Annotated in this window: 21 protein-coding genes; 16 read left to right on the forward strand and 5 right to left on the reverse strand. The window is 60.6% G+C overall.

Features of this window, described 5'->3' with window-relative positions; translation table 11 throughout:
* Nucleotides 1-2: 2 nt before the first annotated feature.
* The 3 genes from U367_RS0117240 to U367_RS0117250 are packed head-to-tail and all read right to left on the reverse strand — an operon-like array spanning nucleotide 3 to nucleotide 2,682.
* Nucleotides 3-770: a heme ABC transporter ATP-binding protein gene (locus U367_RS0117240; protein ID WP_028617951.1), complete on the reverse strand. Its 768-nt coding sequence runs from the start codon at nucleotides 768-770 to the stop codon at nucleotides 3-5.
* The gene (locus U367_RS0117245; protein WP_028617952.1) at nucleotides 770-1,807 is read right to left on the reverse strand and encodes a FecCD family ABC transporter permease; all 1,038 of its coding nucleotides are present in this window, start codon (nucleotides 1,805-1,807) and stop codon (nucleotides 770-772) included. The genes U367_RS0117240 and U367_RS0117245 overlap by 1 nt, the downstream gene beginning before the upstream one ends.
* Nucleotides 1,804-2,682 carry a heme/hemin ABC transporter substrate-binding protein gene (locus U367_RS0117250; protein WP_028617953.1) on the reverse strand — a complete coding sequence of 293 codons (879 nt, stop codon included), beginning with the start codon at nucleotides 2,680-2,682 and terminating at the stop codon, nucleotides 1,804-1,806. Before U367_RS0117250 ends, U367_RS0117245 begins: the two co-directional genes overlap by 4 nt.
* 156 nt (nucleotides 2,683-2,838) lie before the next feature.
* Here U367_RS0117250 and U367_RS0117255 point away from each other — a divergent pair, with 156 nt between their 5' ends.
* On the forward strand, nucleotides 2,839-3,156 hold the full coding sequence (locus U367_RS0117255; protein WP_028617954.1) for a Rieske (2Fe-2S) protein: 318 nt from the start codon (nucleotides 2,839-2,841) through the stop codon (nucleotides 3,154-3,156).
* Here the strand turns inward: U367_RS0117255 and sfsA are convergent.
* Together sfsA and U367_RS0117265 are read right to left on the reverse strand one after the other, a co-directional pair.
* Nucleotides 3,153-3,863, reverse strand: coding sequence for a DNA/RNA nuclease SfsA (gene sfsA, locus U367_RS0117260; protein WP_028617955.1), 711 nt, complete (start codon nucleotides 3,861-3,863; stop codon nucleotides 3,153-3,155). The genes U367_RS0117255 and sfsA overlap by 4 nt on opposite strands.
* On the reverse strand, nucleotides 3,863-5,035 hold the full coding sequence (locus U367_RS0117265) for a pyridoxal phosphate-dependent aminotransferase (protein WP_028617956.1): 1,173 nt from the start codon (nucleotides 5,033-5,035) through the stop codon (nucleotides 3,863-3,865). Before U367_RS0117265 ends, sfsA begins: the two co-directional genes overlap by 1 nt.
* A 319-nt stretch (nucleotides 5,036-5,354) precedes the next feature.
* Here U367_RS0117265 and dksA point away from each other — a divergent pair, with 319 nt between their 5' ends.
* The 15 genes from dksA to U367_RS0117335 all read left to right on the forward strand — a co-directional run bounded on the left by dksA (nucleotide 5,355) and on the right by U367_RS0117335 (nucleotide 24,845).
* Complete coding sequence (gene dksA, locus U367_RS0117270) at nucleotides 5,355-5,795, forward strand: RNA polymerase-binding protein DksA (protein ID WP_026083092.1); 441 nt, start codon at nucleotides 5,355-5,357, stop codon at nucleotides 5,793-5,795.
* An 83-nt stretch (nucleotides 5,796-5,878) separates the two neighbouring features.
* Complete coding sequence (gene gluQRS / locus U367_RS0117275; RefSeq protein ID WP_028617957.1) at nucleotides 5,879-6,766, forward strand: tRNA glutamyl-Q(34) synthetase GluQRS; 888 nt, start codon at nucleotides 5,879-5,881, stop codon at nucleotides 6,764-6,766.
* Nucleotides 6,767-6,828: 62 nt separating this feature from the next.
* Nucleotides 6,829-7,005 (forward strand): hypothetical protein, encoded by a 177-nt coding sequence (locus tag U367_RS1000000131700; protein ID WP_003176118.1) that lies wholly within the window; start codon nucleotides 6,829-6,831, stop codon nucleotides 7,003-7,005.
* Complete coding sequence (locus tag U367_RS0117285; RefSeq protein ID WP_028617958.1) at nucleotides 6,989-9,943, forward strand: sensor histidine kinase; 2,955 nt, start codon at nucleotides 6,989-6,991, stop codon at nucleotides 9,941-9,943. Before U367_RS1000000131700 ends, U367_RS0117285 begins: the two co-directional genes overlap by 17 nt.
* A gap of 22 nt (nucleotides 9,944-9,965) precedes the next feature.
* Nucleotides 9,966-11,393 (forward strand): sigma-54-dependent transcriptional regulator, encoded by a 1,428-nt coding sequence (locus U367_RS0117290; protein WP_028617959.1) that lies wholly within the window; start codon nucleotides 9,966-9,968, stop codon nucleotides 11,391-11,393.
* Nucleotides 11,394-11,852: 459 nt separating this feature from the next.
* Nucleotides 11,853-12,026, forward strand: coding sequence for a hypothetical protein (locus tag U367_RS1000000131985; RefSeq protein WP_154670147.1), 174 nt, complete (start codon nucleotides 11,853-11,855; stop codon nucleotides 12,024-12,026).
* A gap of 75 nt (nucleotides 12,027-12,101) precedes the next feature.
* Nucleotides 12,102-13,490 carry a polynucleotide adenylyltransferase PcnB gene (locus U367_RS0117295; protein ID WP_028617960.1) on the forward strand — a complete coding sequence of 463 codons (1,389 nt, stop codon included), beginning with the start codon at nucleotides 12,102-12,104 and terminating at the stop codon, nucleotides 13,488-13,490.
* 2 nt (nucleotides 13,491-13,492) lie between these two features.
* Nucleotides 13,493-13,975, forward strand: coding sequence for a 2-amino-4-hydroxy-6-hydroxymethyldihydropteridine diphosphokinase (gene folK, locus U367_RS0117300; RefSeq protein WP_028617961.1), 483 nt, complete (start codon nucleotides 13,493-13,495; stop codon nucleotides 13,973-13,975).
* 322 nt (nucleotides 13,976-14,297) lie between these two features.
* A complete protein-coding gene (panB, locus tag U367_RS0117305) occupies nucleotides 14,298-15,098 on the forward strand; it encodes a 3-methyl-2-oxobutanoate hydroxymethyltransferase (protein ID WP_016976834.1) in 801 nt (266 codons plus the stop codon).
* Nucleotides 15,095-15,946: a pantoate--beta-alanine ligase gene (gene panC / locus U367_RS0117310; RefSeq protein ID WP_028617962.1), complete on the forward strand. Its 852-nt coding sequence runs from the start codon at nucleotides 15,095-15,097 to the stop codon at nucleotides 15,944-15,946. The genes panB and panC overlap by 4 nt, the downstream gene beginning before the upstream one ends.
* Before the next feature lie 225 nt (nucleotides 15,947-16,171).
* Entirely contained in the window at nucleotides 16,172-17,836 is a 1,665-nt protein-coding gene (gene pgi, locus U367_RS0117315) for a glucose-6-phosphate isomerase (protein ID WP_028617963.1), read from the forward strand.
* A gap of 105 nt (nucleotides 17,837-17,941) precedes the next feature.
* Nucleotides 17,942-19,879, forward strand: coding sequence for an acetate--CoA ligase (gene acs, locus U367_RS0117320; RefSeq protein ID WP_028617964.1), 1,938 nt, complete (start codon nucleotides 17,942-17,944; stop codon nucleotides 19,877-19,879).
* Nucleotides 19,880-19,895: 16 nt separating this feature from the next.
* Nucleotides 19,896-20,765: an oxygenase MpaB family protein gene (locus U367_RS0117325; RefSeq protein WP_028617965.1), complete on the forward strand. Its 870-nt coding sequence runs from the start codon at nucleotides 19,896-19,898 to the stop codon at nucleotides 20,763-20,765.
* A gap of 57 nt (nucleotides 20,766-20,822) precedes the next feature.
* Nucleotides 20,823-21,839 carry a class I SAM-dependent rRNA methyltransferase gene (locus U367_RS0117330; RefSeq protein ID WP_028617966.1) on the forward strand — a complete coding sequence of 339 codons (1,017 nt, stop codon included), beginning with the start codon at nucleotides 20,823-20,825 and terminating at the stop codon, nucleotides 21,837-21,839.
* An 87-nt stretch (nucleotides 21,840-21,926) separates the two neighbouring features.
* On the forward strand, nucleotides 21,927-24,845 hold the full coding sequence (locus U367_RS0117335; protein WP_028617967.1) for a DUF748 domain-containing protein: 2,919 nt from the start codon (nucleotides 21,927-21,929) through the stop codon (nucleotides 24,843-24,845).
* Nucleotides 24,846-24,856 lie beyond the last annotated feature (11 nt).

Consider the following 24,856-nt stretch of genomic DNA (forward strand, 5'->3'; position numbering starts at 1 on the left):
TTTCAGCGCGCAATGATCAGTGGATGCCCACGCTCCGGATGGGGCTGCACCAGCACATCCAAACCAAACACAGCCTTCAACGGTTCAGGCTGCATCACCTGTACCGGCGTATCCAATGCGTGTGGCCGTCCCGCCTCCAGCAGCAGAATGCGATCGCAGTAACGCGCCGCCAGGTTCAAATCGTGAAGGATCACCAACACCGCCGCGCCCCGATCAGCAAAGGTGCGAATAGCCTGTAAGGTGGTGTGTTGATGCAAAGGATCCAGCATCGACGTCGGCTCATCCAACAGCAACGTCTGCCCGGCCTCGCCCGGCCATAACTGCGCCAGCACCCGTGCCAGATGCACCCGCTGGCGCTCGCCACCGGACAGCGCCAGGTAGCTGCGGCCGCTCAAGTGGCCAACATCTGCTGCCTGCAACGCCGCCTCAATGATCTCATCATCGCGGGCTCGCCCGGTCTGATGAGGCAGGCGACCCATGCCGACCACCTCTTCGACACGGAAAGCAAAGTCCAGCGTCGAGCTTTGCGGCAATACCGCCAGGCGCTGTGCCCGCTGCGCACCACTCCACTCACTCAACGGGCGCTGATCCAGCCACACGTTGCCTTGGTCGGGGTGCAGCTCACCGCACAATCCACCGAGCAGCGTACTTTTGCCCGCACCGTTGGGGCCCAACACGCCGAGCACTTCGCCCGGTAACAGGTCGAGGGTGACATCCGCCAATACAGTTTTGCGACCGCGACGGATCTGCAGGTCTTCCACACGCAGCATCAGGCACGCCCCCGCAACAACAGGTAAAGAAAAAACGGCGCGCCGATAAATGCGGTGACGATACCGATCGGCAACTCAGCCGGTGCCAGCGCGAGCCGTGCGACCAGATCGGCAAACAACAATAGGCTTGCACCAGCCAGAACCGATGCCGGCAACAACACTCGATGGTCCGGCCCCGCCAGCAAACGCACCAGATGCGGCACCACCAACCCCACAAAACCGATCATGCCCGCGGCAGCCACCGCAGCCCCGACGCCCAGCGCCGTGCAGAAAACCAACTCGCGCTTGAGCCCTTCTACATCGATGCCGAGATGATTGGCCTCCGACTCACCCAGCAGCAAAGCATTCAACGCTTTTGCCCGGCGCGGCAGCCATAGCGCCACGCCCGCGCTCACCAGCAAAAGCGGCCATAACCGTGAATAGCTGGCGCCGTTGAGGCTGCCCAGGTTCCAAAACGTCAGGGTGCGCAAAGTGGCGTCGTCCGCCAGGTAGGTAAACAGGCCCACCGCCGAACTGGCGAGCGCTGTCAGGGCAATGCCGGCGAGCAACATGGTTGCGACGTTGGTCTGCCCGTTGCGCCGCCCCAATCGATAAACCAGCGCGGTGACGCCCAGGCCGCCAAGGAATGCGCAGAGTGACAAAAGATAAGGCCCGAACGCATCGGGCAGCCCACCCAAAAACGAACCGCCGACGATCGCCACCGCAGCTCCAAGCGCAGCACCGCTGGAAACCCCGACTAACCCCGGATCAGCAAGGGGATTGCGAAACAACCCCTGCATCGCCACCCCCGACAAGGCCAACACACCACCGACAGCCAAGCCCAGCAACGTGCGCGGCAAACGGATCTGCCCCAGGATCAGCTCAGCCTGCTCCAGCCCTTGGGCCTCGATTGGCAACCCCATCAAGCGCAACGCGGCTTTGAGCGTATCCAGCAACGGTAAGCTGACAGGCCCCAGCGCCAACGAAAGCCAGATCGCCAAGACACACAACAACGCCAGCCCAACAAACAGCGTCTTGGGTTTTACCAGAGTGGTCATGGGGCTGGCTTGGCCTGGGAGGGGTAAAACCCGGCAGATAGGTCTGCGAGGCTTTGCGGTATACGCGGCCCCAGCCCGCCGACCAGCAAGGTCGGATCCACTTCAAACACTCGTCCGCTTTTGGCCGCCGGCGTGGACGCCAGGATCGGATTTTCCTTGAACAGCGCCGCACGCGCCGCATCTCCGGTCAGGGCACGATCCGCAAACACCAGCACATCCGGGCTCAACCCCGCTAATGACTCCACCGAAAACGGTTTGTAGCCCGTATGCGTCGCCAGATTGCGTCCTCCCGCCTGCTGCAACATCCAGTCAGCCGCTGTGTCTTTGCCCGCGATCAGCGGCTTGCCGCCTGCATGACCCAGCAACAGCAAAACGCCGGGGGCCTTTTGGGTGGACTGAGCTTTGGCGACCCAGCGCTTCTGCTGATCGATCGCCTGCTCATATCCGGTAAACAATGCGTTGGCCCTGGCCTCAGCGCCCAGCAACTTGCCCAAGTGCTGGAGGTTACCCTTCAACGTCGGCAAGTCAGGCTGCGCCGAGAACATCTCCACCTGCACACCCGCGCTGCGGATCTGCGCCAGTATGGGCGGCGGGCCCATTTCTTCAGTACCCACCAGCAGCTGCGGGCGCAAACTCAAGATGCCCTCAGCCGACAACTGCCGCTGGTAACCAATGCTCGGCAACGCCTTGAGGGACTCAGGGTGCTGGCTGGTGGTATCCACGCCCACTAACTTCGACTCACCGCCCAAGGCCGTCACCCATTCCGACAGCGCCCCACCGGCACTCACCCAACGTTGAGGCAGTTCAGAGGCTTGGGCCCCAGGGTTGACCAGCAGTCCGACAACAAGCGCAATAGCGCTGGCACTCAGGCGCATAACAGGGTTTCCTTCCAAGGGCAGGGCCGCTCAAACGCTCATCAATGTGACAGATAACCGCTGCCCCGCATCGTATTGAGCGCCCGGTCGGCCAACGGGCGAAGCCGGCATTTGATAATTGTTTGCATTTGAACGTCAAGGCACTTAAGGATTGAAATGAAGTTTCTCTGCTCCTCCGATACCCTCGCGCCAGACAGCAGCCTCGGTTTTGAAATCGATGGTTGCAAATTGTTGGCCGTGCGCCGGGACGGCATTGCCTACTTCTATATCAACCGCTGCCCCCATCGTGGGGTTCTACTGGAATGGCAGCCCGACCGGTTCCTCGACGACAGCGCCAGCCTGATCCAGTGCGCCACCCACGGCGCGCTGTTCCTGATCGAGAACGGCGAGTGCATCGCAGGCCCTTGCGCCGGGCAAAGCCTGACCGCCCTGCCCGGACGCGAAGACGCCCAGGGGTTGTGGGTGCAACTCTAGTCGAGCAGCACGTCCAGACGCCGGTCCACGCAGATCTCCTCGGATGTCACGCGCACGCCATACGCCAGCACTTCCACCCCGGCCGTCTTGGCTTCGCGCAGGGCAGCAGCGTAGGCCGCGTCGATCTCCACGGCCGGGCGCACAGCATCAATCCCCGAGAGGTTGACGCAATACAACTGCACCGCTCGCACACCGTCACGCGCCAGATGGGCCAGTTCGCGCAAATGCTTGGCGCCACGCTGGGTCACTGCATCCGGGAAAGCGGCAACCGAAGTGCCGTCAAAACCCAGGGTTACACTTTTGACTTCGATGTAGGCCGCGCCGTCGGGATAGTCCAGGCGGAAGTCGATGCGGCTTTTCTCCTGACCGTAAGGCACTTCACGCTTCAAGGCGGTAAAGCCGTTCAGCTCGGTGATGACACCCGCACGTAACGCTTCCTCGACCAACTGATTGGCACGCGCCGTGTTTACACACGCCAAGCGACCCTGGGGCGTCTCGGCGATTTCCCAGGTGCCCGGCAACTTGCGCTTGGGGTCATCGGAGCGACTGAACCAGACCTGCCCACCTTCGACCATGCAATTGAGCATCGAGCCGGTGTTAGGGCAATGAATGGTCAACAACTCGCCGGTAACGGTTTCGATATCGGTGAGAAAACGCTTGTAGCGACGAATCAGCCGCGCTTCTTCGAGGGGAGGATGAAAGCGCATCAGCCTTGCCAGCTCCGCAAGCCACGAGCGATCCGTTCCACCGCTTCCTGTAGCCGATCGAGGTTTTGCGTGTAGGCAAAACGCACATGGTGGCCGGCTTGGTAGCGGCCAAAATCCAGGCCTGGCGTAAACGCCACATGTTCGGTGTCGAGGAAGTGGCGGCAGAATGCGAAGGCATCACCGCCGAACGCGCTGATATCGGCATATAAATAGAACGCGCCCTCCGGCTCTACCGCGATGCCAAACCCAAGCTCGCGCAAGGCGGGCAGCAGGAAGTCGCGACGACGGCCGAACTCAGCGCGGCGCTCTTCCAGAATGCTAAGGGTTTGCGGGGTGAAACAGGCCAATGCCGCATGCTGGGCCATGCTCGGCGCACTGATGTAGAGATTTTGCGCGAGCTTCTCCAATTCACCCACCGCCGCCGGTGGTGCTACCAGCCAACCCAGGCGCCAACCGGTCATGCCGAAATACTTCGAAAAACTATTCAGGACGAACGCGTCGTCGTCGACTTCCAGCACGCTGGCCGCATCGGTGCCATAGGTGAGGCCATGGTAAATCTCGTCCACCACCAAATGACCGTTGCGCGCCTTGATCGCGCCGGAAAGCTCGGCCAATTCGTCACGTGTGAGGATCGTGCCGGTCGGGTTGGCCGGGGATGCCACCAATGCGCCCACACTGTCCTGATCCCAGTGTTTGGCCACCAGGTCAGCGGTCAACTGATAGCGCACTTCAGGACCGACCGGCACCAGTTGCGCCGCGCCCTCCACCAATCGCAGGAAGTGGCGGTTGCAGGGGTAGCCAGGGTCGGCGAGCAGCCAATGCTTGCCCGGGTCCACCAGCAAACTGCTGGCGAGCAACAATGCGCCAGAGCCACCGGGCGTGATCAGGATGCGCTCGGGGTCCACGTTCAGCCCATAGCGCTGCTGGTAGAAACCGCTGATGGCCTCGCGCAACTCGGGCAAGCCACGGGCGGCGGTATAGCGCGTCTTGCCGTTGGCCAACGCTGCCTGGCCGGCCTGGATGATCGGCTCGGCGGTGGTGAAGTCCGGCTCGCCGATTTCCAAGTGGATCACGTCATGGCCGGCGGCTTGCAGCTCATTGGCCCGCGCCAGCAATGCCATGACATGAAAAGGTTCGATGGCGCGACTGCGCGCACTGTAGGGCTGAGCCATTAGCCTTCCTTAACGGTGAGGACAAATTCTGGATTCTACCGAACCCGCGCGGGAAAACATGTTCTATTGCCTGCCCGGCGGCATGTGCCGGCCGGGCAAGCGCCTGCAAAACGACTAAAATCAACATTCGAGGCAATGCATACCCAGCAATGGCGGGCTGTCGCAGTTTGCAAGCGATTTGCCATAGGCCTCGACAACCGGGAGTGGCGCACCCCGAATCTATCTGGTAAGTTCGCCCGCTTGCAGCCGCAGGGCCGGCAGGTGTCGGTGACGTTGCAATCCTGCGCAATGGATTAGAAGAGTGAGAGGCGGTCTATTCATGTCCACCCAAGCAAAGCAACAGCAGCAGAGCCTCAGTGGCTTCACACCTTACGTCGAAGCGAAGGGTGAGGAGTACATGGGCAAGCCCATGCGCCAGCACTTCACCAAGATCCTGCAAAAGTGGAAGCAGGACTTGATGCAAGAGGTCGACCGCACCGTTGACCACATGAAGGACGAAGCCGCCAACTTCCCGGACCCGGCCGACCGTGCCAGCCAGGAAGAAGAGTTCGCCCTTGAACTGCGCGCCCGTGATCGCGAACGCAAGCTGATCAAGAAGATCGACAAGACGCTGCAACTGATCGAAGACGAAGAATACGGCTGGTGCGAATCCTGCGGCGTCGAGATTGGTATTCGTCGCCTGGAAGCCCGCCCAACCGCGGACCTCTGCGTAGACTGCAAGACCTTGGCTGAAATCAAGGAAAAACAGGTCGGCAAGTAATCCAGCCGAGCTGAACGAATGGGGCGTGCGAACGCCCCATTTTTGTTGCTGGCGTTTACCGAATTTCCAGTAGTATCCGGCCCATGACAGCCTCTACCTATATCGGGCGCTTTGCCCCCACGCCCAGCGGCCACTTGCATTTCGGCTCCCTGGTCGCCGCCCTCGCCTCCTACCTTGACGCCCGCGCCAACCATGGCCGCTGGCTGATGCGCATGGAAGACCTCGACCCACCCCGTGAAGAGCCCGGCGCCCAAGCGGCGATCCTGCACGCCCTGGAAAGCTACGGCTTTGAATGGGACGGTGAATTGGTCCGACAAAGCGGGCGGCATGAAGCCTACGCCAAAGTGCTTAATGACCTGTTCAACCACGGCCTGGCCTACGCCTGCACCTGCTCGCGCAAACAGCTTGAACCCTACAATGGCATCTACCCGGGCCTATGCCGCAATGCTGGCCACGACCAGCAAGACGCCGCCATCCGTTTGCGCGTTCCCGAGCTTGAGTACCACTTTACCGACCGCGTCCAAGGCGAATTCCGACAACACCTGGGCCGCGATGTAGGCGATTTCGTCATCCGTCGCCGCGACGGCCTCTACGCCTATCAACTGGCCGTCGTGCTCGACGATGCGTGGCAAGGTGTGACCGATATCGTGCGCGGTGCCGACCTGCTGGACTCGACGCCACGCCAACTCTACCTGCAAGAACTGCTCGGCCTGCGCCAACCGCGCTACCTGCACGTGCCGCTGATCATCCAGCCGGACGGCAATAAACTGGGCAAATCCTACCGTTCCCCGCCGTTGACACCCGACCAGGCCACGCCTTTGCTATTGAGAGCCCTGCGCGCCCTCGGCCAGCAACCCGATGACGAACTGTTGCACGCCAGCCCGCGGGAACTGCTGGATTGGGGGATTACGCACTGGGATGCCACGCAGATCCCGCGCACACTCACGCTGGCCGAAGCGCAATTGAGCTGAAGGCGCTTGCAGCTTGCCAAGCATCCGTTACCATCGCCGCACGTTTTTAGACAGAGGCCAACATGTACATCTATCGATTGGTCCTGCTGCTGGTCGTCGGGATCTACCTGTTCTCCCCCGCCATCATGGATTGGTGGATCGACGCCACGGGCGCCTGGTATCGCCCTTATCTGCTGTGGCTGATCCTGATCGTCGTGACTTTCATCCTGCAGAGCCAAAAAGATGCCGATGAGCTTTAGCCTCACCCAGATGCTGCTGATCAGCGCCGCCTACCTGGCCGCGTTGTTCGGAGTCGCCTGGATCAGTGAGCGCGGAATGATTCCGCGGGCGATCATTCGCCATCCGTTGACCTACACCTTGTCCCTCGGCGTATATGCCAGTGCCTGGGCGTTCTATGGCACCGTGGGCCTGGCCTATCAGTACGGTTATGGCTTTTTGTCCAGCTACCTCGGGGTGTCCGGCGCATTTCTGCTGGCGCCGGTGCTGCTGTACCCGATCCTGAAGATCACCCGCACCTACCAATTGTCTTCCCTGGCCGACCTGTTTGCCTTCCGCTTTCGCAGCACCTGGGCCGGCGCGCTGACCACTATTTTCATGCTGATCGGCGTGTTGCCGTTGCTGGCCCTGCAAATTCAGGCCGTGGCCGACTCCATCAGCATCCTGACCCGCGAGCCAGTGCAACATCGCGTAGCGCTGGCCTTCTGTGCGCTGATCACGCTGTTCACGATTTTCTTCGGTTCGCGCCATATCGCCACCCGCGAAAAACATGAAGGGCTGGTGTTTGCGATTGCCTTTGAGTCGGTGATCAAGCTGATCGCCATCGGCGGCGTCGGCCTGTATGCGCTCTACGGCGTGTTTGACGGCCCGCAGCAGTTGGAACTGTGGCTACTGCAAAACCAGACCGCCCTTGCCGCCCTGCACACGCCTTTGCAGGAAGGCCCGTGGCGCACGCTGCTGCTGGTGTTTTTCGCCTCAGCGATCGTGATGCCGCACATGTACCACATGACTTTTACCGAGAACCTCAACCCGCGCTCGCTGGTCAGTGCCAGTTGGGGCTTGCCGTTGTTCCTGCTGTTGATGAGCCTGGCGGTGCCGCTGATCCTGTGGGCCGGCTTGAAACTGGGCGCCACCACCAACCCTGAATACTTCACCCTCGGCATTGGCATTGCTGCCAACAGCCCGGCCTTGGCGCTGCTGGCTTACGTCGGTGGGTTGTCAGCGGCCAGCGGGCTGATCATCGTCACGACCCTGGCACTGTCGGGAATGGCGCTCAACCACCTGGTGCTGCCGCTGTACCAGCCGCCAGCCGAAGGCAATATCTACCGCTGGCTGAAATGGACACGCCGCGCGCTGATCGTCGCGATCATCATGGCCGGCTACGGGTTCTACCTGTTGCTGGGCACGGGGCAGGACCTGGCCAACCTGGGCATCGTTGCGTTTGTCGCCACCTTGCAGTTCCTCCCAGGCGTGCTGTCGGTACTGTACTGGCCGACCGCCAATCGCCGTGGTTTCATCGCCGGTTTGCTGGCCGGAATCCTGGTGTGGATCGTGACTATGCTGTTGCCGCTGGTCGGTAATCTGCAGGGTTTCTACATCCCGTTGCTGAACATGATCTACGTGCTGGATGACACCAGTTGGCACATGGCTGCGATTGCCTCCCTGGCCGCCAACGTCCTGATGTTCACCCTGATCTCCCTGTTCACCAACGCCAGCCCGGAAGAAACCAGCGCCGCCGAAGCCTGCGCGGTGGATAACGTGCGCCGTCCGCAACGCCGCGAACTGCATGCGGCCTCGCCCCAGGAGTTCGCCACGCAACTGGCCAAGCCCCTGGGCGCCAAGGCGGCGCAGAAGGAAGTTGAACAGGCGCTGCGTGATCTGTATCTGCCATTCGATGAGCGGCGCCCCTACGCCCTGCGCCGTCTGCGCGACCGCATTGAAGCCAACCTGTCCGGGCTGATGGGGCCGAGCGTGTCCCAGGACATGGTGGAAACCTTCCTGCCCTACAAGGCTGGCGGGGAAAACTACGTCACCGAAGACATCCATTTCATCGAGAGCCGGCTGGAGGATTACCACTCACGCCTCACCGGTCTCGCCGCCGAACTCGATGCCTTGCGCCGCTACCACCGCCAGACTTTGCAGGAATTGCCCATGGGCGTGTGCTCCCTGGCCAAGGACCAGGAGATCCTGATGTGGAACAAGGCCATGGAAGAACTCACCGGTATCGCAGCGCAGCGGGTGGTCGGTTCACGCCTCAATACCCTGGGCGACCCGTGGAAAGAATTGCTGCAAGGCTTCATCAACCTGCCCGACGAACATTTGCACAAGCAGCACCTGGCCCTCGACGGCCAGACCCGTTGGCTCAACCTGCACAAAGCCGCCATCGACGAACCCCTGGCGCCCGGTAACAGCGGCCTGGTGTTGCTGGTAGAAGACCTGACCGAAACCCAGATGCTCGAAGACAAGCTGGTGCACTCCGAGCGGTTGGCCAGCATTGGCCGACTGGCGGCGGGCGTGGCCCATGAAATCGGCAACCCGATCACCGGTATCGCCTGCCTTGCGCAGAATCTGCGGGAAGAGCGCGAGGAAGACGGCGAAATCACCGAGATCAGCGGGCAGATTCTCGAACAGACCAAGCGCGTTTCTCGCATCGTGCAGTCGCTGATGAGCTTCGCCCACGCCGGCGCCCATCAGAATCAGGATGAAGCGGTATGCCTGGCCGAAGTGGCGCAGGATGCCATTGGGCTGCTGGCCTTGAACCGGCGCAATTTCGAAGTACAGTTCTTCAATTTGTGCGATCCCGACCACTGGGTGGATGGCGACTCACAACGCCTGGCCCAAGTGCTGATCAACCTGTTGTCCAACGCCCGTGACGCCACCCCGGCCGGCGGTGCGGTACGCGTCAAGACCGAGGCTTTCGAACATACGGTCGATCTGATCGTCGAAGATGAAGGTAGCGGTATTCCACAGAACATCATGGACCGATTGTTCGAACCCTTCTTCACCACCAAGGACCCAGGTGAAGGTACCGGTCTGGGCCTTGCACTGGTCTATTCCATCGTTGAAGAGCATTATGGACAAATCACCATCGACAGCCCGGCTGACACCGAAAGCCAACGCGGCACCCGTATTCGGGTGACCTTGCCGCGTCATGTCGAAGCGACGTCCGCTGTGAACTGAGACCGTCGAGAGAATTGAATCAATGCCGCACATTTTGATCGTCGAAGACGAAACCATTATCCGCTCTGCCTTGCGTCGCCTGCTTGAACGTAATCAGTACCAGGTCAGCGAAGCCGGCTCGGTGCAGGAAGCCCAGGAGCGGTTCAGCATTCCCACGTTCGACCTGATTGTCAGTGACCTGCGCCTGCCCGGCGCGCCTGGCACCGAGTTGATCAAGCTTGGCCAGGGCACCCCGGTGCTGATCATGACCAGCTACGCCAGCCTGCGCTCGGCGGTCGACTCGATGAAGATGGGCGCGGTGGACTACATCGCCAAGCCTTTCGACCATGATGAGATGCTTCAGGCCGTGGCCCGTATCCTGCGTGACCGTCAATCGGCCAGCAGTGCGCCGGTCGAGCAACGTCCAGCGGGCAAAGCCGCCGACAAGCCGGGGGTTGATAACAGCAACGGCGAGATCGGCATCATCGGCTCTTGCCCACCGATGCAGGACCTGTACGGCAAGATCCGTAAAGTCGCGCCAACTGACTCAAATGTTTTGATCCAGGGCGAGTCCGGCACCGGTAAAGAACTGGTGGCCCGTGCCCTGCACAACCTGTCCAAGCGTGCCAAGGCGCCGATGATCTCGGTGAACTGCGCGGCGATCCCCGAATCCCTGATCGAGTCCGAGCTGTTCGGCCACGAGAAAGGCGCATTCACTGGCGCCAGCGCCGGGCGTGCGGGCTTGGTGGAAGCGGCGGACGGCGGCACGCTGTTCCTCGATGAAATCGGTGAACTGCCACTGGAAGCACAAGCGCGGTTACTGCGTGTGCTACAGGAAGGTGAAATTCGCCGCGTAGGCTCGGTGCAATCGCAAAAGGTCGATGTGCGCCTGATCGCGGCGACTCACCGCGACCTCAAGAGCCTGGCCAAGATCGGCCAATTCCGTGAAGACTTGTATTACCGTCTGCACGTGATCGCCCTCAAGCTGCCGGCCCTGCGTGAGCGCGGCGCCGACGTCAACGAGATCGCCAATGCCTTCCTGCTGCGCCAGAGCGCGCGTATCAACCGTACCGACCTGAAGTTCGCGCCGGACGCCGAGCAGGCGATTCGGCATTACTCATGGCCGGGTAACGTGCGGGAGTTGGAGAATGCGGTGGAACGCGCGGTGATCCTGTCGGAGAGCCCGGAGATTTCCGCCGAACTGCTGGGCATCGATATCGAGCTGAGCGACCTGGAGGACGACGATTTCATCGGCCTGGCCCCACAACAGGGCGGTAGCAATACCAGCCATGAACCGACGGAAGATTTGTCACTGGAAGATTACTTCCAGCATTTCGTCCTTGAGCACCAGGACCATATGACCGAGACCGAACTGGCGCGCAAACTGGGCGTTAGCCGTAAATGCCTGTGGGAACGCCGCCAGCGCCTGGGCATTCCACGGCGCAAGACCGGTGTGGCCAGCGAGAGTTAAGGGTGCGCGCCCACAGGTAACACCCACCAATGTGAAAAAACTGTTACCGCGGATATTTCGCGTAACAAAAGCCGGGGCTTACGGTAACGAAGCCCCGGCTTTTTTTGGCCTGTCAAAAACCCGAAACCACCTCAACCCCCCGGTTTTGCTAGGTGAGGCAAAAGTTGGCACGCACCCTGCTATATGCTTAGTACAAAAACAATAACAAGCTTTGTACAAGACAATAAAAATAAGACGAATCGACTCACGCATAACAAAAACAACACGGCGGAGGCGCAGCTAACTGATTCTTTTGGAGAGGCGTTGCATTTGGGGCTTGCCCCGCAACCAGGCCGAGAACAACAAAAACTGCCCTAAGGCAGAGCCTGAACTGGTTGGATCGTAGATCAGCAACACAGCGACCAAAGCAATCCGTTTGCTCTTGACTCCCGATTGGGAGTGTCATGAAGGTGAAGCTTCATGGCGAGGGCGATCAACAAAAACAAGAAGCCCGAAATCAATAATAAAAATAGAGCACGCAACTACTTCTGGGGGAGCTTCGGCTCCCCTTGTAGTTTCCGCGATTTGACCGTCCAGCAATCTCTTGAAGCTTTTGGCTTGGGGCTTGCAGCTTGTTCCTACACCATCCCCTGACTAAATGCTAGAATCCCCGCCCATCATGCGGTCATTCTTCGTTATGGCCGAACATTCCTTCAAACAGTGCATCCCATGCTGAAGAAGTTGTTCCAGTCATTCCGTTCTCCCTTGCGTCGTACGCAACACAAACGCAGCACGCCTGAAGTGCTCAACAGCAGCCAGCATTCGCTGCAACGCGCTCAATTCAGCCGTTATGCAGTGAACATCGTCGAACGTTTGCAGAACGCCGGCTACCAGGCTTATCTGGTGGGCGGGTGCGTACGCGACATGCTGCTCAATATCACGCCCAAGGACTTCGACGTCGCCACCAGTGCCACGCCTGAGCAAGTGCGTGCCGAATTCCGTAATGCGCGGATCATCGGCCGACGCTTCAAGCTGGTGCATATTCACTTCGGTCGCGAAATTATTGAAGTCGCCACATTCCGTGCCGGCCATCCGCAAAACGATGAAGAGGAAGACACCAATCAGTCCTCCCGCAACGAAAGCGGGCGCATCCTGCGCGACAACGTCTACGGCACCCTGGAAGAAGACGCGCAACGCCGCGACTTCACCATCAACGCCCTGTATTACGACCCGGTCAGCGAGCGCATCCTCGATTACGCCAATGGCGTACACGACATTCGCAACAACCTGATCCGCCTGATCGGCGACCCGGTCCAGCGCTACCAGGAAGACCCGGTCCGCATGCTGCGGGCCGTGCGTTTTGCTGCCAAGCTGAACTTCGGTATCGAGCGCCATACCGCCGCACCGATTCGCGAACTGGCACCGATGCTGCGGGAAATCCCCTCGGCGCGCCTGTTCGAAGAAGTGCTCAAACTGTTCCTCTCCGGTTATGCCGCCGACACCTTTGAAATGCTGGTGGACCTGCAGTTGTTCGACCCACTGTTCCCGGCCAGCGCCGAGGCTTTGGAATACAACCCGACGTACACCCACACCCTGATCAGCGAAGCGCTGATCAACACCGACCTGCGCATCAAGCAGAACAAGCCGGTCACCCCGGCATTCCTGTTTGCCGCGCTGTTGTGGCCAGCCTTGCCGAAACGCGTACTGCGCTTGCAGGAGCGTGGCATGCCGCCGATCCCGGCCATGCAGGAAGCCGCGCATGAACTGATCGCCGAACAGTGCCAGCGCATCGCTATTCCGAAACGCTTCACTATGCCGATCCGCGAGATCTGGGACATGCAGGAGCGTCTGCCACGCCGCAGCGGCAAACGCGCCGACCTGTTGCTGGACAACCCTCGTTTCCGCGCCGGCTACGACTTCCTGCTCCTGCGCGAAAGTGCCGGCGAGCAGACCGACGGCCTGGGCGAATGGTGGACCGATTACCAGGACGCCAATGACAGCGAGCGCCGCGACATGATTCGTGACCTCGGCAGCAAAGGCGACGGCGAAGGCCCGAAGAAACGTCGTCGCAGTGGCAGCAAGCGCAAGCGCAGTTCGGCTGACGCCTCGGGCGAATAAACGTGGAACGCATCTACATCGGCATGGGCAGCAACCTGGCTGCCCCGGACCAGCAATTGCGCAACGCTATCGAAGCACTGGCGCAATTGCCGGGCACCACGGTCGCGGGTGTGTCCGCCTTTTATCAAAGTGACTCTCTGCTCCCAGGCCAACCGCGCTACACCAATGCGGTTGCCGCCCTGGACAGTAGCCTTGCGCCCCTGGAATTGCTGGATGCGCTGCAAGCCATCGAAAACGACCAGGGCCGCGAACGCCTTGAACGCTGGGGCCCGCGCACGCTCGACCTCGATATCCTGCTGTTTGGCGATCAACTGATCGATGAACCGCGCCTCAAGGTCCCGCACTACCAGATGCACCTGCGCGCATTTGTGCTGTATCCGTTGGCCGAACTGGCACCCGCTACTCTGCAATTACCCAATAGCCAGCAACTAAGTGACCTACTGGCTGCGTGCCCATTCGTCGGACTGGAACGCCTCCCCCTGTAGGAGCGAGCTTGCTCGCGAAAATCGTTAACGATAAGGCGCGCAACCTGATTCAACGCGGGGCCAACACGCTCTTCGCGAGCAAGCTCGCTCCTACAATCGCGTCAGTAACAGCGGTAACACCGTCATCGTAACAATGCGGTAACACATCCAATTGACTTCCCGTGTCCTCCTCACGACTATAGGCGTCCCGCTGCCGCCAACCCGGCGCTAAAGGGCGCAATCCAGGCCATATAAGCACTGCTCTCAAGACAGTGCGCCTGTATAAACGAAGACTCACGCGCGTTACTCGCTGTTTCCAAGCGCCTGAATGAGGACCCTTTTCATGCCAGACATTACCCTGACCACCTTGCAGAGCCTCAAGCTCAAAGGTGAAAAAATCGCCATGCTGACCTGCTATGACGCCACCTTCGCCCACGCCAGTTGCCAGGCTGGGGTTGAAGTGTTGCTGGTGGGCGACTCCCTGGGCATGGTTCTTCAAGGGAATGACAGCACCCTGCCCGTCACCACCGATGAACTTGCGTATCACACGGCCAGTGTCAAACGCGGTAACGATGGCGCCTTCATCATCGCCGACCTGCCGTTCATGGGTTACGCGACGCTTGAACAGACCTTCCAGAATGCCGGCAAGCTGATGCAAGCCGGGGCGCACATGATCAAAGTCGAAGGCGCAGTGTGGCTGGCCGAGTCGATCCGCCTGCTGGCTGAACGCGGCGTGCCGGTGTGCGCACACATGGGCCTGACGCCACAGTCGGTGAACATCCTCGGCGGCTACAAGGTACAAGGCCGCAATGAGGCCCAGGCGCGGCAGATGCGCGCCGATGCCATCGCTCTGGAACAGGCCGGCGCGGCAATGATCCTGCTCGAATGCGTGCCGAGCGAACTGGCGGCAGAAATCACCCAGGCCGTGAAGGTGCCGGTGATCGGGATTGGCGCAGGCTCGGCCACCGATGGCCAGGTGCTGGTGCTGCACGACATGCTCGGCCTGTCGATCAGCGGCCGTGTGCCGAAGTTCGTCAAGAACTTCATGGCCGGCCAGGACAGCATTCACGCCGCATTGAGTGCTTACGTTGCCGAAGTCAAAGGCGTGACCTTCCCTGGCGCCGAACACGGATTCTCTGCATGAACACCGTAAAAACCGTACGTGAATTGCGGGCTGCGGTTACCCACGCCCGTAACGCCGGCAAGCGCATTGGCTTTGTGCCGACCATGGGCAACCTGCACAGCGGCCATGCCACTTTGGTGACCAAGGCCGCCCAGCAGGCGGATTTCGTGGTGGCCAGCATCTTCGTCAACCCGCTGCAGTTTGGCGCTGGCGAAGACTTGGACAAGTATCCGCGCACCCTGGCCGCCGACCAGGAAATGCTGCTGCAAGCGGGCTGCAACCTGCTGTTCGCGCCCACCGTCGACGAAATGTACCCCGGCGGCATGACCGGCCAGACCCGCGTCAGCGTGCCACAATTGTCTGAAGGCCTGTGCGGCGCCAGCCGTCCCGGGCATTTCGAAGGCGTGGCGACCGTGGTCAGCAAGCTGTTCAACATGGTCCAGCCGGACATGGCGGTGTTTGGCCAGAAGGATTACCAGCAACTGGCCGTGATCCGCGCCATGGTCCATGACCTGAACATGCCGATCCAGATCATCGGCGAGCCCACTGTGCGCGCCGACGATGGCCTCGCGCTGTCGTCGCGTAACGGCTACCTCACCGACGAGCAACGCGCCATTGCGCCAGTGCTGTACCGCAGCCTCAGTCAGATTGGCGCCGCGATCAAAGCCGGTGACCACGACTTCGCCAAGCTGCGCGCCGAACAGGTCCAGCAGATCGAAGCCGCCGGGTTGCGCCTGGACTACCTCGAAGTACGCCAGGGCGTGCATTTGCGCCCGGCCACGGCCGAAGATCGGGATATCGTGATCCTGGTAGCCGCCTATCTCGGCGCTACCCGGCTCATCGACAACCTGCACCTGACCCTCGACTGACCCCTTCCAATCGCCCTCCTCGCTGCGTCAATAAAAAGGGCCGGTATAAAAAAGTACCGGCCTTAGCGCAGACAAAGCCAAGACATATCGACACGCTAGGTTTAATGTAATCGCCCTGCGCTATGGTTAGCGCTGTCCGGAACCCAATGCTTGATCAAAGACTGGACGTTCCGGGCTTAGAAGTGTCCTAAAGGCAGTCCCCGTAATAAAAGGAAACCCGCAGCGATGGCGTACTACCGCACTCCTCATGACGTTACCGCTCTGCCCGCCTGGCAAGCGCTCAATCAACATCGCCAAGCCATGCAGGATTTCAGCATGCGCGAAGCGTTCAATGCCGATCCTCAGCGTTTTTCCCAGTTCACCCTGAGCAGCTGCGGACTTTTCCTCGATTACTCGAAAAACCTGATCACCAGCGAAACCCGTGACCTGCTCGTGGGCCTCGCCAAAGAAGTCGGCCTCAAAGACGCGATCGACTCGCTGTACGCCGGCGAGCCCGTCAACTCCTCAGAAGGCCGCCCGGCCCTGCACACCGCCTTGCGTCGCCCGGTGGGCGACAAGCTGTCGGTGAATGGCGTGAACATCATGCCGGACGTGCACAAGGTGCTGAACCAGATCACCGACTTGGTCGGGCGCATTCACGATGGCCTGTGGCGTGGCTACACCGAGAAGCCGATCACCGACGTGGTGAACATCGGTATCGGTGGCTCGTTCCTCGGCCCGGAGTTGGTCTCCGAAGCGCTGTTGTCCTACGCCCACAAAGGCGTGCGTTGCCACTACCTGGCGAACATCGACGGCAGCGAGTTCCACGAGTTGACCATGAAGCTGCGCGCCGAGACCACGCTGTTTATCGTCTCGTCGAAATCCTTCAATACCCTGGAAACCCTGAAAAACGCCCAGGCCGCACGCGCCTGGTACCTGGCCCAGGGTGGCTCGGAAGCCGAGCTGTACCGCCACTTCATCGCCGTATCGAGCAACAACGCGGCGGCTGTGGCCTTTGGCATCCGCGAAGAAAACATCTTCCCGATGTGGGACTGGGTCGGCGGTCGTTACTCGCTGTGGTCGGCCATCGGCTTGCCAATCGCCCTGGCGATCGGCATGTCCAACTTCAAGGAACTGCTGTCCGGGGCCTACACCATGGACCAGCATTTCCAGAACGCCCCATTCGAACAGAACATGCCGGTGCTGCTGGGTCTGCTGGGCGTGTGGTATGGCAACTTCTGGGGTGCGCAGAGCCATGCGATCCTGCCGTACGACCACTACCTGCGTAACATCACCAAACACTTGCAACAGTTGGACATGGAATCCAATGGCAAGAGCGTGCGCCAGGACGGTACACCCGTCGCCACTGATACCGGCCCAGTGATCTGGGGTGGCGTAGGTTGCAACGGCCAGCACGCTTACCACCAGTTGCTGCACCAGGGGACCCAACTCATCCCGGCCGACTTCATCGTGCCGATCGTCAGCTTCAACCCGGTGTCCGACCACCATCAGTGGCTGTACGCCAACTGCCTGTCCCAGAGCCAGGCGCTGATGCTCGGCAAGACCCGCGCCGAAGCCGAAGCCGAGCTGCGTGAAAAAGGCATCCCGGAAGACGAAGTGCAGAAGCTGGCACCGCACAAGGTGATCCCGGGTAACCGTCCGAGCAACACCATCGTGGTCGAGCGCATCAGCCCGCGTCGCTTGGGCGCCTTGGTTGCGATGTATGAGCACAAAGTGTTCGTACAGAGCGTGATCTGGGGTATCAACGCCTTTGACCAATGGGGTGTGGAACTGGGCAAAGAGCTGGGCAAGGGCGTCTACAACCGCCTGACCGGCGCCGAAGAAACCTCGGCCGAAGATGCGTCGACCCAGGGCCTGATCAACTACTTCCGCGGTCGTCACCGCGGCTGATCCAGGTATCGCAGGGCCAACGTCCGTTTGGACGTTGGCCTTGAACCCTCCCCTTGCAGGGTGCATCTTTATCACTTGTGGCCAAAACAAGAATAAGGATCGCTCATGTTCGATATCAGCACGTTCCCCACCGCCGATGCCGTCCGCCGGGCTGCGCAACTCAGTCAGGAGGACTACCAGCGCCTCTATCGCCAATCCATCGATCAGCCGGATACGTTCTGGGCTGAACAGGCCAAAGGCTTTCTCGACTGGATAACCCCCTGGCACACCGTCCAACGCTCAGACATCAACACCGGCGCAGCCCAGTGGTTTGCCGGCGGCCAACTGAATGTCAGCTACAACTGCATCGACCGTCACCTCGCCCTGCGCGCCGATCAGCCGGCCTTCATCTGGGAAGGCGATGATCCGACAAAATCTTCCAAAATCACCTACCGCCAACTGCACCAGAACGTCAGCCGCCTGGCCAATGTGCTGAAAAGCCGTGGCGTAAAAAAAGGCGACCGGGTGTGCATCTACATGCCGATGATCCCTGAAGCCGCCTACGCCATGCTCGCTTGCACGCGGATCGGCGCGGTACATTCCGTGGTGTTTGGCGGCTTCTCGCCGGATGCCTTGCGTGACCGTATTCTCGACGCCGACTGCCGCACCGTAATCACTGCGGACGAAGGCGTGCGCGGTGGTAAACCGGTAGCACTGAAACAGAATGTCGACAAAGCCCTGGCCAGTTGCCCGAATGTGAGCACGGTGCTGGTAGTAGAACGCACCGCAGCGACCGTTAACTGGAGCGAAGGCCGCGATCTCAAGTATCAACAAGCCCTGGATGCGGCCAGCAGCGACTGCCCGCCCGAGCCAATGGACGCCGAAGACCCGCTGTTCATCCTCTACACCTCCGGCAGCACCGGCAAACCCAAAGGTGTGCTGCACACCACCGGCGGCTACCTGCTGCAAGCCGCAATGACCTTCAAATACGTGCTCGACTACCGCGAGGGCGAAGTGTTTTGGTGCACCGCCGATGTAGGCTGGGTCACCGGCCACAGTTACATCGTGTACGGCCCGCTGGCCAACGGCGCGACTTCGATGATGTTCGAAGGCGTGCCGAGCTACCCGGACAGCTCACGCTTCTGGCAGGTGATCGACAAGCACAAGGTCAATATTTTCTACACCGCCCCTACCGCGTTGCGTGCCTTGATGCGCGAGGGCCATGGCCCGCTGGAGAGCACCTCTCGCGCCAGCTTGCGCCTGCTGGGCAGCGTCGGCGAACCGATCAACCCGGAAGCCTGGGACTGGTATTTCAATGCCGTCGGCGAGCAGCGCTGCCCGATTGTGGATACCTGGTGGCAGACCGAGACCGGCGGCATCATGCTCAGCCCCTTGGTCAGCGCACAGCGCATCAAGCCCGGCTGCGCGACCCAGCCGATGTTTGGCGTACAGCCCGTGCTGCTCGACGAACAGGGCAAAGAATTCAGCGGGGCCGGCAGCGGCGTACTGGCGATCAAAGCGAGCTGGCCGGGGCAGATCCGCAGCGTGTACGGCGATCCGCAGCGCATGATCGACACCTATTTCAAACCTTACCCCGGCTACTACTTCACCGGTGACGGTGCGCGGCGCGATGAAGACGGCGACTACTGGATCACCGGGCGCATCGACGATGTGATCAACGTGTCCGGCCACCGTATCGGCACCGCCGAGGTAGAAAGCGCGCTGGTCCTGCATGACCAGGTGGCCGAGGCCGCCGTAGTAGGCTACCCCCATGACATCAAAGGCCAAGGCATCTATGCGTTTGTCACGCCCATGAATGGGGTGGAACCCGGCGATGCGCTGAAAAAGCACCTGCTGGAGCTGGTCGGCAAGGAAATCGGCAGCTTTGCCAAGCCGGAACTGATCCAATGGGCTCCGGCCTTGCCGAAAACCCGCTCCGGCAAGATCATGCGCAGGATTTTGCGCAAGATCGCCTGCAACGAACTCGACAGCCTCGGTGATACCTCGACCCTGGCCGACCCGAGCGTGGTGGATGGCCTGATCGACAAACGCTTGAACCGATAGGAACCCCTGAGTCGCCATGGAATTTATCCGCAGCCGTATCGAAAGCCAGTTGATGAGCCTGACAGGCCTGTCGCTGGGCCAACTGGACCTGGAAAACCCCAAGGGCGACCCCGGCCTGTTCGGGCCCGATTCGGTGAGTTGGCAGGTGCATGGCGACTTCAGCAGCATGCTCATCGGCGGCATCAGCGCCTTGATGCTGCAAGCCTTGCACCCACTGGCCCTGGCGGGCGTGTGGGACCATTCGAACTTTCGTCAGGACATGCTCGGGCGGTTGCGGCGCACCTCGCAGTTCATCTCGGGCACGACGTTTGGTTCGCGCAAAGACGCCGAATGGCTGATCGAAAAAGTCCGCACCATTCACCTCCAGGTCGTCGGCCACGCTCCGGACGGGCGACCTTATGCGGCCAGCGACCCAGAGTTGCTGACCTGGGTGCATGTGGCGGAGGTCAGTAACTTCCTCGCCGCTCACCTGCGCTATCGCAACCCGCAGCTTTCAGGTCGAGACCAGGACCGTTACTACAGCGAAATTGCCTTGGTCGCCGAACAGTTAGGTGCGCGGCATGTTCCGCGCTCTCGGCAGGAAATTTCAGATTATCTGGCACGTATCCGCCCACAATTGCTGTGCGACGATCGCAGCCGCGAAGTACTGCGTTTACTGCTTGACGCGCCCTCCCCCAGCCTACTGGCCAAGCCCTTTGGCAGTTTGATGATGCAAGCCGGAATCGACCTGCTGCCGGATTGGGCCAGCGCCATGCTCGACCAACACCAAAGCCCGCTGCAACGCCAGATGATCCGTGCCGGGGTCAAGCGCAGTGCACCGATGCTGCGTTGGGCGATGCGCAATGGTTCGGTGCAACGCGCGCACCGGCGGATGGGGTTGATGTAGGCCACGGCGCATAGCTGTTAAACTTCGCGCCCTTATTTCCCCAGCAAGGCGCGCTCCATGTCTTCTCTGAATCAGGCGCTGCGCGCCGCCCTCGATCATCGCCAAGACCTGATCAATGAGCTGCACGCCCAAGGCACTGACTGCTATCGCCTGTTCCATGGCAGCCAGGAAGGCGCCGGCGGCCTGACCATCGACCGCTACGGCCCGCAATTGCTGGTGCAGAGCTTCCACCAATGCCTGGAAACCGCAGAGCTGCTGGACCTGCATCAACAGGTCAACCAGTACATGGGCCTGGAACTATTGCTGGTGTACAACGACCGTTCCCGTGGCAACTCGCGCATCGACCGCGAGGACACGGTTTATCGTGCCGAGTCCGCTGCGCTGGAAGACCTGATCGGCCACGAGTGGGGCCTCAATTACCGCGTGCGCGGGCGCCATGCCGGGCAGGACCCGCTGCTGTTCCTGGATTTGCGTAACACCCGTGGCTGGGTCAAGGCGCACAGCGCCGGCAAAAGCGTGCTGAATCTGTTTGCGTATACCTGCGGCGTTGGCCTGAGCGCGGCCGCCGGGGGTGCGCGCGAGGTGTGCAACCTGGACTTCGCCGAGGGCAACCTGGCGGTCGGTCGCGAAAATGGCCTGCTGAACCCGCAACTGCCGACTATGGAATTTGTGCAGTCGGATTACTTCCCGGCGATCCGCCAATTGGCGGGCCTGCCGATCACCCAACGGCGCGGGCAGAAGCTGCCGAGTTATCCACGCCTGGAGCAGCGTCAATACGATCTGGTACTGCTCGACCCGCCAGCCTGGGCCAAAAGCGCGTTTGGCACAGTCGACTTGCTGCGCGATTACCAGAGCCTGCTCAAGCCCGCGCTGCTAGCCACCGCCGACAATGGCGTGCTGATCTGCTGCAACAACCTGGCGAAAGTCAGCATGGAGGACTGGCGTGAACAAGTCCTGCGATGCGCGGAAAAGGCCGGCCGCCCCGTACGTGACTGGACAATCATGACGCCAGGCGCGGACTTCCCCTCACAGGATCAGCAGCCGCCCCTGAAAACCCTGATACTCCAGCTGTAAGACGTTTCCCAAAGGACCCGTTCTTCGGAACCGAAATCCCGTGCCATACTCCAAGGCACTCTTGTTTGACATAGATGGCGCCGCCCCATGCCCAAAGGATTGATTCGCGCCGCTGGCGCCTTGTTGACTGCCCTTGCCCTGTACAGCTTGCTGGGTTTCCTGATTCTCCCTGGTGTCGCGCTGCGCATTGCCAACCAGCAACTGGCCAATTACGCCACGGTGCCGGCTCGGATTGAGCGGATCGAGCTCAACCCGTTCAGCCTGGAAGTAACGGCATGGGGGCTGAAAATCGGTGAGCCAGGCAAGGAACAAGTGGGTTTCGAGCGCCTCTACGCCAACCTGCAGATCGACAGCCTCTGGACCCGCGCCCTGCATCTCGCGGATGTACAACTGGACAAACCCAAGACCGAGCTGTTGTTCGACAAGTCCGGCCAATTGAACCTCGCGCAGTTGTTCAAGCTGCCACCCAGCGAGCCCACCCCGACCGATCCGAATGCCAAACCGTTTCCGCTGCGCATCGACAGCATCAAGCTGGCGGGCGGCTATGTGCATTTCGAAGATTTGCGTCCCAGCGAACCCATCGAATTCCTCTACGACAAGCTCGACTTCGAGCTGAAAAATCTCAGCACCCTGCCTGAAGACAACGCCGACATGACGTTGGTGGCAGCCGGGCCTGCAGGCGGACAGATCGACTGGAAAGGTAATTTCAGCCTGGTGCCGATCACCTCCGAAGGCACATTGAAAGTCACCGATGGCAAGATGAAAGCCTGGTGGCCGTACGTCCGCGACGCGCTGCCATTGGTGCTGGAAGACGGTGTGCTCAACTTCAGCACCGAGTATAAATTCAGTCTGGCCAAAGAGACCGAACTGAGCCTGACCAACACGGCCGCGAGCATTGCGCCATTTGCCATCAAGGCGCCGGACGGCCGCCCCTTGGTGCGCCTGGAGCGCCTGGACGTCAGCGAAACCACCGTGGACCTGGCCAAGCAGCAGGTCGTCGTCGGCAAGATCCGCAGCAACAAACTGGAAACCTGGGCGGCACTGGAAGCCGATGGGCAGTTGGACTGGCAGAAACTGTTCGCCAGCCAGCCGAGCAAACCGGCCAAGGCACCGGAGCCCAAAAATGCACCGGCCACTGCAGACTCGCCAAAAACCGAGCCTGCGGCGCCAAGCAAACCCTGGCAGGTGCTGCTCAAGGACGTGCAGTTGCGCAACTATCAGGTGCACCTGGCTGACCGCCAGGCCAAACCGGCAGTCGCGTTGGAAGTAGGCCCGCTGAACGTCGATGTGCAGAACTTCGATAGCCTCAACCAGAACCCCTTCACATTGAAAGTCGACACGGGCCTGGGTAAGCAAGGCAAGATCCAGGCGACCGGCGAGGTTAACCTCAACCCGGTCAGCGCCAAGCTGAAAGTGAATACCCAGGACATCGACCTGCGCGTCGCGCAGTCCTATATCAGCCCGTTCATCCGCTTGGAACTGCGTAGCGGCATGCTCGGCAGCAATCTGGATGTGAACCTGAAAAGCACCGATCCTCTGAAGCTCCAGGTCACAGGCCGAGCGCAGGTCGACCAGTTGCACACCCTGGATACCCTCAAGACCCGCGACTTCCTCAAATGGCAGCGCTTGGTGCTCGAAGGCGTGAATTATCAGCACGGCGACAGTCTGTCGATCGATAAGGTCAACCTGCTGCAGCCGTATGCACGTTTCATGATCAACGATGACCGCACCACCAACGTGGATGACCTGTTGATCCCACAACCCGCTGACAAATCACCCAAGCCCGCCAGCAAGGAAAAGCCGCTGGGCATTCGTATCGGCCAGATTGCGATCAACGACGGTTCGGCCAACTTTGCCGACTTCAGCCTGACGCCCAACTTCGCCACGGCGATTCAACAGCTCAACGGGCAAATAGGCACTATCGACAGTCGCCAGGCCAAACCGGCCAGCGTCGATATCAAGGGCAAGGTTGACCGTTATGCGCCGGTGACCATCAAGGGCAGCGTGAACCCGTTCGATCCGATGGCGGCGTTGGATATCGCAACCAGCTTCAAACGCGTTGAGCTGACCACCTTGACGCCTTACTCCGGCAAGTTCGCCGGTTTCCGTATCCGCAAGGGGCGACTGAACCTCGACCTGCACTATGTGATCACCAAGGGTCAGCTGAAGGCCGAGAACAAAGTGGTGGTCGAGCAATTGCAACTGGGCGATAAAGTCGACAGCGCCGATGCCGTGGACTTGCCGATTCGCCTGGCAATCGCGTTGCTCAAGGACTCCGACGGCAAGATCTCCATCGAACTGCCGGTGACAGGCGATCTGAATAACCCGCAGTTCAGCGTGATGCCGATTGTTTGGCAGACCCTGCGAAACCTGGTAGTGCGTGCAGCAACGGCGCCCTTCAAGTTTATCGGTGGGTTGGTGACGGGCGGCGGCTCGGAAGACCTCGGCAATGTATCGTTCGCCGCCGGTTCCAGTGAACTGAACAAGGATGCTGAGGGCGCCCTGAACACCTTGGCCAAAGCACTGAAAGAACGCCCTACCCTGCGCCTGGAGATCGAAGGCACAGCGGCAGCCAGCAGCGATGGACCTTTCCTTGCCGCTCAGCGACTGGAACGTGAATACCAGTACAACTACTACAAGATTCTTCAACGTCGTGGCGACAAGGTTCCAGCCCAAGCGTCGTTACTGGTTGTACCCGAAAAGGAGAAAGCGCCACTGTTGGAAGGCATCTACCGCACCCGCCTGAAACAACAACCGCCGGCCGAATGGAAAGACCTGAGCAGTGATGACCGTAGCGCGAAACTGCGTGACGGCGTGATCAAGTTCTGGAGTGGCAGTGAAGTGCTACTGCGCCAACTGGGCCAAGACCGCGCCAGCACCATCAAGGACTACCTGGTGGACAAAGGCCAGCTGGAAGATGACCGGGTGTACTTCATTGATGCCAACTTGGGCCAGGCCGAGAAGGATGGCCGGGTCGTGACGCCGATGCATCTGGACGCCGAATAACTCAAAGCAAC

Origin of the sequence: Pseudomonas canadensis (genome assembly GCF_000503215.1) — a bacterium.
Lineage (GTDB): Bacteria > Pseudomonadota > Gammaproteobacteria > Pseudomonadales > Pseudomonadaceae > Aquipseudomonas > Aquipseudomonas canadensis.

What these genes read in the sequence shown, in the direction of transcription:
- U367_RS0117325 (WP_028617965.1), top strand. Translation starts at nt 19,896, where the DNA reads ATGGAATTTATCCGCAGCCGTATCGAAAGCCAGTTGATGAGCCTGACA.
- U367_RS1000000131700 (WP_003176118.1), top strand. Translation starts at nt 6,829, where the DNA reads ATGTACATCTATCGATTGGTCCTGCTGCTGGTCGTCGGGATCTACCTG.
- U367_RS0117255 (WP_028617954.1), top strand. Translation starts at nt 2,839, where the DNA reads ATGAAGTTTCTCTGCTCCTCCGATACCCTCGCGCCAGACAGCAGCCTC.
- U367_RS0117265 (WP_028617956.1), bottom strand. Translation starts at nt 5,035, where the DNA reads ATGGCTCAGCCCTACAGTGCGCGCAGTCGCGCCATCGAACCTTTTCAT.
- U367_RS0117295 (WP_028617960.1), top strand. Translation starts at nt 12,102, where the DNA reads ATGCTGAAGAAGTTGTTCCAGTCATTCCGTTCTCCCTTGCGTCGTACG.
- gluQRS (WP_028617957.1), top strand. Translation starts at nt 5,879, where the DNA reads ATGACAGCCTCTACCTATATCGGGCGCTTTGCCCCCACGCCCAGCGGC.
- acs (WP_028617964.1), top strand. Translation starts at nt 17,942, where the DNA reads ATGTTCGATATCAGCACGTTCCCCACCGCCGATGCCGTCCGCCGGGCT.
- U367_RS0117290 (WP_028617959.1), top strand. Translation starts at nt 9,966, where the DNA reads ATGCCGCACATTTTGATCGTCGAAGACGAAACCATTATCCGCTCTGCC.
- sfsA (WP_028617955.1), bottom strand. Translation starts at nt 3,863, where the DNA reads ATGCGCTTTCATCCTCCCCTCGAAGAAGCGCGGCTGATTCGTCGCTAC.
- U367_RS0117335 (WP_028617967.1), top strand. Translation starts at nt 21,927, where the DNA reads ATGCCCAAAGGATTGATTCGCGCCGCTGGCGCCTTGTTGACTGCCCTT.
- panB (WP_016976834.1), top strand. Translation starts at nt 14,298, where the DNA reads ATGCCAGACATTACCCTGACCACCTTGCAGAGCCTCAAGCTCAAAGGT.
- pgi (WP_028617963.1), top strand. Translation starts at nt 16,172, where the DNA reads ATGGCGTACTACCGCACTCCTCATGACGTTACCGCTCTGCCCGCCTGG.
- U367_RS0117285 (WP_028617958.1), top strand. Translation starts at nt 6,989, where the DNA reads ATGCCGATGAGCTTTAGCCTCACCCAGATGCTGCTGATCAGCGCCGCC.
- U367_RS0117245 (WP_028617952.1), bottom strand. Translation starts at nt 1,807, where the DNA reads ATGACCACTCTGGTAAAACCCAAGACGCTGTTTGTTGGGCTGGCGTTG.
- U367_RS0117240 (WP_028617951.1), bottom strand. Translation starts at nt 770, where the DNA reads ATGCTGCGTGTGGAAGACCTGCAGATCCGTCGCGGTCGCAAAACTGTA.
- dksA (WP_026083092.1), top strand. Translation starts at nt 5,355, where the DNA reads ATGTCCACCCAAGCAAAGCAACAGCAGCAGAGCCTCAGTGGCTTCACA.
- panC (WP_028617962.1), top strand. Translation starts at nt 15,095, where the DNA reads ATGAACACCGTAAAAACCGTACGTGAATTGCGGGCTGCGGTTACCCAC.
- U367_RS1000000131985 (WP_154670147.1), top strand. Translation starts at nt 11,853, where the DNA reads ATGGCGAGGGCGATCAACAAAAACAAGAAGCCCGAAATCAATAATAAA.
- U367_RS0117330 (WP_028617966.1), top strand. Translation starts at nt 20,823, where the DNA reads ATGTCTTCTCTGAATCAGGCGCTGCGCGCCGCCCTCGATCATCGCCAA.
- U367_RS0117250 (WP_028617953.1), bottom strand. Translation starts at nt 2,682, where the DNA reads ATGCGCCTGAGTGCCAGCGCTATTGCGCTTGTTGTCGGACTGCTGGTC.